The sequence below is a fragment of the Pseudonocardia sp. D17 genome (assembly GCF_036984265.1).
Taxonomy (GTDB): domain Bacteria; phylum Actinomycetota; class Actinomycetes; order Mycobacteriales; family Pseudonocardiaceae; genus Pseudonocardia; species Pseudonocardia benzenivorans.
Map to the genome: position 1 here is coordinate 1 of NZ_BPRG01000157.1, position 5,273 is coordinate 5,273.

Below are 5,273 nucleotides of genomic sequence, written 5' to 3' on the forward strand. Positions count from 1 at the left end.
CCCATCGAGGCCGTCGTCGCCCAGATGGAACTGATGGCCGAGCAGGTCCTGCCCGCCTTCGCCGAGGACCGCACGCCCTCCAGGGTCTGACCGCCTCAGCGGCTCGGCGACATGCCGGGGCTCGGCGACACGTAGGCGGCTGTCGCCGAGCTCCCTGCCCCAGACGTACCCACCTACCAGCGGGACGGTGAACAGGTGAACGACATCGCCATCGAGGGCGGCCTGGTCTGGGCCGCACCGAGCACACACCACGTCGACGGCCTCGTCGTCATCCAGAACGGGATCATCACGTACGTCGGGCCCGCCGACGACGCCGCGGTGCCCGCCGGGGCACGACGGATCGACGCGAGCGGCTGCACCGTCCTGCCCGGTCTGATCGACGCGCACGTACACCTGACGACCAACTCCGACCACGACAACGTGGTGGCGAGCGCCGCCTTCCGCAGGCAGGTGACCAAGCCGGCGAAGCTGCTGCACGGGCTGCGCAACGCCCATCGCGCCCTCGCGGCCGGCTTCACCACCTTGCGGGTGATGGGACACCGCGACGTCGGAGAGATCAAGCTGCGCGACTTCGTCGAGCGGGGCCCGACCATCGGCCCGCGGCTGCTGGTCTCCCCGTGGTGGATCACCATGACCAACGGCCACGGCGACCGGTCCTATCCGCCTTGCACCCCCCGCCGCCGCCGGGACATCGCCGACGGTGTCGACGAGTGCGGCAAGCTCGTCCGACTGCAAGCTCGCGAGGGTGCCGACTTCATCAAAGTCATGGTCAGCGGCGGAATGTCACCCGCCGAAGAGCCCCACAGGCCGAACTACACCGTCGCCGAGCTCACCGCGATCGTCGACGAGGCACACGACCTCGACCTACGGGTCGCCGCACACGCACTGTCGATCGACGATATCCGCCGCAGCCTCGCCGCCGGGGTCGACAGTATCGAGCACGGCTCCTACCTGGACGAGCCCACCGCGAAGGAGATGGCCGAGCGCGGAAGCTACCTGGTGCCGACCATGGCCTTCGACGACTGGTGCCAACGCGAAGGAACCCGCCGCGGACTCACCCCCGAGGACGTGGAGGACCTGCGCGACGCCCATGACCGCACGATCGAGGCCTTCGCCATCGCCCGCCAGGCCGGAGTCCGGATCGCCATGGGCACCGACTCCTCCGGCACGCTGTGCCCCTTCGGTGCGCATGCCCGGGAGCTGGAGCTCTACGTCGAGCACGGCATGACACCGGAGGAAGCCCTGACCACGGCCACGGTCACCGCGGCCGAGCTGCTCGGGCGCGAACACCAGATCGGCAAGCTCGCAGTCGGCTTCGCCGGGGACGTCGTGGTCGTCACCGGCGACGTGCTGTCCGATATCCGACTGCTCGGTGACCAGAACAACATCGCCCACGTCCTCACCGCCGGTGTGGACCGCAGCGACTATCTCGCCGCTGCGGCCTCGGTCCTCAGTTGACCGCGGCGCCAGGTCGAGCGGGCCACCACAGGGAGAGCAGGAAGGCATGAGTTGGGTTCGTGTTCGGGGCTTCGGCTGCTTCGTGGCGGAGTTCGGCAGCGGTGACCGCACCATCGTGTTGATCCACGGGTGGTGCAGCGACTCGACCGATTGGGTCGACCAGATTTCTGCTTTCGCCGGCGACGCGCGTGTCGTGACACTCGACCTGCGGGGGCACGGGCATTCCGAACGGACCGCGTGCGGGTACGGGAGCGTGGATCTCGCCGAGGACGTGATCGCAGTCCTCGACCATCTGGGCCTGAGCGACAGCCATCTGGTCGGGCACTCCCTGGGCGGCATCATCGCCGACCTGGTGGCTGTGCGCCGCCCGGACCTGGTTCGCTCGGTCCTGCTGATCGACCCGGCCTACGGGCAGCCCGAGGAGTGGGAGGGCCGGGTTCGCGCGATCATCGGGGACCCGGCTTCCGCCGACAGCGCAGAACGCGCCGCGGTGGCAGCCGACCTCGAGCCGGAGATACACAACAGCGTCACCGCCGCCCGCCGGACCCGACGCCGGCTACAGGCGCTCGCACTCGGGCCCGAGGTCGTGTGGCAAACCTTTGCCGGCATGTGGTGCGGCGAGGAGGCGCCGGGGCTTCGCCCGCAGACCGAACGCTCGATCCGCGAGCGCCGCCGGCCGACACTGTGCATCTACGCCCACGAGCCGACCTACACCTGGGAGTCGCACCTCGTCGACGTGCTCGGTCTCGATACCCGGGTCGAGCTCTGGACAGGCGTCACCCACTTCCTGCACCAGGACGACCCGAAGCAGTTCAACGACGTCGCATCGGCCTGGTTCGAGGCAAATCAGGCGGCGCGCGGTGCTCGCTGATACGCGCCGCTCACCCTCCGTCGCGTGACCCTGACAACCCGAGCCGAAAGTAGATCAATGGCATCACAACTGAGTTTCGGTCCGCTGCCCGTTGACCAGGCGGAGTTGCGGCGGGCCTACAGCTGTTTCCCCAGCGGCGTGACAGCTGTCTGCGCGCTGGACGACGAGGAGCCCGTCGGGATCGCGGCGAGTTCGTTCACCTCTGTCTCGATCACCCCACCGCTGGTGTCGGTCTGTGTCGCACACAGCTCGACGACGTGGCCGCGGTTGCGGCAGTTGCCCCGGCTGGGGGTGAGCGTGCTCGCAGACGGCCAGGAGGAACTGTGCCGCTCGCTCGCGGCGAAGGACCGCGACCGGTTCGTCGACGTCCCGTGGGAGCCCAGCGAAGACGGCGCCGTCTTCGTCAGGGGCGCTGCAGCATGGCTCGACTGCTCGGTGCACTCCGAGCTGCCCGCGGGCGACCACGACATCGTGCTGCTGCAGATCCACCGTCTGACCGGAGACCCCCGCAACGAGCCGCTGGTCTTCCACAGCAGCCGGTTCCGGCGCCTCGTCGCACTCGAATCCTGACCCAGCAGCCGTGTCGCGGGCCGGGGCAGTCCCAACCCCTCTCTTCCGGGCCGCATCTGGGGCACCGCTCGACGAGGCCGCAGCCACACGGCCGACCCGCCGCCCGAGCGTGCGCCGGTCCCGAAATCCGGCGGAGCGTCCTACGGCGGACGTGACGAGACACTATGGTTCTCCCAGCATTGACGAGGGCCAGGCAGGTGGAAGGAGTTGTGCAGTGCGAGCAAGACCTCGTTCCGATGCCACCCGCCTCGCCCTCCTCAATGCAGCCCTCGATGTTGCGGCCGAGTACGGGGTCAAGGGCGTCACCCACCGACGGGTCGCCGGCGCCGCCGGGCTGTCCCTCGGGCTGACCAGCTACCACTTCGCCAACCTCGACGATCTACTGCTCGAGGCGTTCCGGCTCTTCGTCTCGCACACCTCGGCCCTGTACGAACGTCAGTTCCACGAAGCCACCGACCTCGAGTCCATGATCGACGCGGCGCTCGCGGTCGTGAACGCGCTCAAGGACAGCGACCGAGAACGCACCCTGCTCTACGAGCTCTACGCCCAGAGCGTCCGCGACCCCGCCTACCGAGAGCTCGTCACTTCATGGGCAGAATCAGCGCGCGCGGGCGTGGAACGTCTCTACAGCGCACGCACCGCCCGGTTCCTCGAGGCGGCCTGGGAAGGTGCCAGCGCGCAGCTGATACAAGGTCGCGACGACCAGTCCGACGATGAACTACGTGACCTGTTCCGCCTGATCCTGCTTCACGACCAGGGCGAGGTCACGGGTGGCGCAAGCGCAGCCACCCCTCCCGGCTGAGAGCGTGCTCGAGGAGATCAACTGGCGGGTACGAAGATGCGGCGTAGCGGTAGTGGGCCCGCCGCGGGCGGGGCGTCAGGTGGCGGTGTCCTGCAGAACCCGCCGTCCGCACCGTCGGCTCTGCACAGGCCGGCCAGTACGAGACCGCATCGCGTCCGCGCAGCCCCGCAGGTGCACGCCCCGCACCCCGAGCGCCCTGAGCTCCTCGACGATCTCGTGCGGCGGGGCCTCACTCCCCGAGTCGTCGGTCATGACCCGGCTGACGGGGCCCCCGGCGGCGGAGCGCGGGAGACGACGTCACGTCACGACACCACCAGGTCCCGGCCGAGCGCGTAGGCCGCACGCAGGTCGAGGCCCTCGTAGACGACGGCGCACCGGTCGCGCAGGACGTCGGTGGGGTTGATCCCGACGGTGCGGGCGAGCCGCTCGAAGAGCAGCACGTCGGAGCGGGAGTCGCCGTAGGCCGTGCAGTCGTCCTCGCTCAGCCCGAGGTCCGCGAGCAGGCCGAGGGTGATGTCGACCTTGTCCTGCAGGGTGAGCAGCGAATCCGTGGTCGGCGGACGGCCGGGCACGACGTCCGAGCCGAACGTCCGGTGCGCACCCCACCCCTCCAGCCTGCGCACGAAGAAGTGCGGGGACTGGGAGATCACGGCGATGTGTTCGCCGCGGGCCCGGATGTCCGCGAAGACCTCCGGGACGCCCTCGATCCAGGCTGCGGCGGCGAAGGCGGCGTCGATCTCGGCATCGGAGGCGTCCATCCAGAGGGGCAGCACCGACTCCCAGAACTGCAGGTCGGTCAGCTGTCCGGCGTTCCAGGCCCGTTCGACGGCGTCCGCGACCTCGAACGTGCCGAGGTGGCGTGACAGTTCCACGGTGGCGGCGCCGCGCAGCAGCGTGCCGTCCATGTCGAAGACGTGCAGGCGGGTCATGGTTCTCCTTGCGGGTGGCTCGGCGCGCCGGCGGGGAGGGGATGGGCGGGGCGGGACTGCGTCAGGCCCAGACGGACATCTCAATCGAGACGCTCCGCATCCGACCGACATAGTCTATGTAGTCGGACTCCGGAACCTCGCGCTCACAGTTCGCGATCAGCTCGGTGAAGTCTCACTTCCTGAGCAGCTTGCCGTTGCGGCACACCGGCTGCAGCACGTGCTCCGGTTCGTGTCACCGCTCAGGCGGTGACCACCGGGGAGGCGTCGAGGATCCGCCGCCGCATCGTCGCGAACAGCGGTCCACCGGCCTCGGCAGCGCTCAGCGCCGCGATCCACTCCGGGTCGGCCAGCATCGCGTTCCATTTCCGTTCGAGGTCGGCGAGGTCATCGAACCGCAGGGTGTAGACGAGTTCGCCCCAGGAGTGCTCGCCGATCATGGTACGGCCGGCGCTGACCAGCTCCATGCCGTGCTTGGCCAGCATCGGCACGGTGGCCGAGGTGAACAGGTCGATCACCGCCTCGAGCCGCCCCGGGACGGCCACGTACTCGCGCACCTCGTAGATCACGCCCGCTCCTGTCCGGCGAAGGCGGGCAGGACCTGCTCGGCCATCAGTTCCATCTGGGCGACGACGGCCTCGATGGG

At 69.4% G+C, this 5,273-nt stretch carries 6 protein-coding genes; 4 read left to right on the forward strand and 2 right to left on the reverse strand.

Annotated features, from left to right (window positions below; translation table 11 throughout):
• Positions 1-195: 195 nt before the first annotated feature.
• The 4 genes from PSD17_RS23330 to PSD17_RS23345 all read left to right on the forward strand — a co-directional run bounded on the left by PSD17_RS23330 (position 196) and on the right by PSD17_RS23345 (position 3,701).
• Positions 196-1,458 carry a metal-dependent hydrolase family protein gene (locus PSD17_RS23330; RefSeq protein WP_339124516.1) on the forward strand — a complete coding sequence of 421 codons (1,263 nt, stop codon included), beginning with the start codon at positions 196-198 and terminating at the stop codon, positions 1,456-1,458.
• Positions 1,459-1,504: 46 nt separating this feature from the next.
• Positions 1,505-2,329, forward strand: coding sequence for an alpha/beta fold hydrolase (locus tag PSD17_RS23335; RefSeq protein WP_339124517.1), 825 nt, complete (start codon positions 1,505-1,507; stop codon positions 2,327-2,329).
• 57 nt (positions 2,330-2,386) lie between these two features.
• Positions 2,387-2,899: a flavin reductase family protein gene (locus PSD17_RS23340; protein WP_013674322.1), complete on the forward strand. Its 513-nt coding sequence runs from the start codon at positions 2,387-2,389 to the stop codon at positions 2,897-2,899.
• 214 nt (positions 2,900-3,113) lie between these two features.
• The gene (locus tag PSD17_RS23345) at positions 3,114-3,701 is read left to right on the forward strand and encodes a TetR/AcrR family transcriptional regulator (protein WP_339124518.1); all 588 of its coding nucleotides are present in this window, start codon (positions 3,114-3,116) and stop codon (positions 3,699-3,701) included.
• A gap of 302 nt (positions 3,702-4,003) precedes the next feature.
• Here PSD17_RS23345 and PSD17_RS23350 read toward each other — a convergent pair whose 3' ends face one another.
• Both PSD17_RS23350 and PSD17_RS23355 read right to left on the reverse strand, forming a co-directional pair.
• The gene (locus PSD17_RS23350) at positions 4,004-4,630 is read right to left on the reverse strand and encodes an HAD family hydrolase (RefSeq protein WP_013674324.1); all 627 of its coding nucleotides are present in this window, start codon (positions 4,628-4,630) and stop codon (positions 4,004-4,006) included.
• 239 nt (positions 4,631-4,869) lie between these two features.
• On the reverse strand, positions 4,870-5,196 hold the full coding sequence (locus PSD17_RS23355; RefSeq protein WP_013674325.1) for an NIPSNAP family protein: 327 nt from the start codon (positions 5,194-5,196) through the stop codon (positions 4,870-4,872).
• Between the last annotated feature and the right edge of the window lie 77 nt (positions 5,197-5,273).

Excerpts from the sequence above, each read along its gene's own strand:
- PSD17_RS23340 (WP_013674322.1), top strand. The coding sequence starts at position 2,387 with ATGGCATCACAACTGAGTTTCGGTCCGCTGCCCGTTGACCAGGCGGAG.
- PSD17_RS23350 (WP_013674324.1), bottom strand. The coding sequence starts at position 4,630 with ATGACCCGCCTGCACGTCTTCGACATGGACGGCACGCTGCTGCGCGGC.
- PSD17_RS23335 (WP_339124517.1), top strand. The coding sequence starts at position 1,505 with ATGAGTTGGGTTCGTGTTCGGGGCTTCGGCTGCTTCGTGGCGGAGTTC.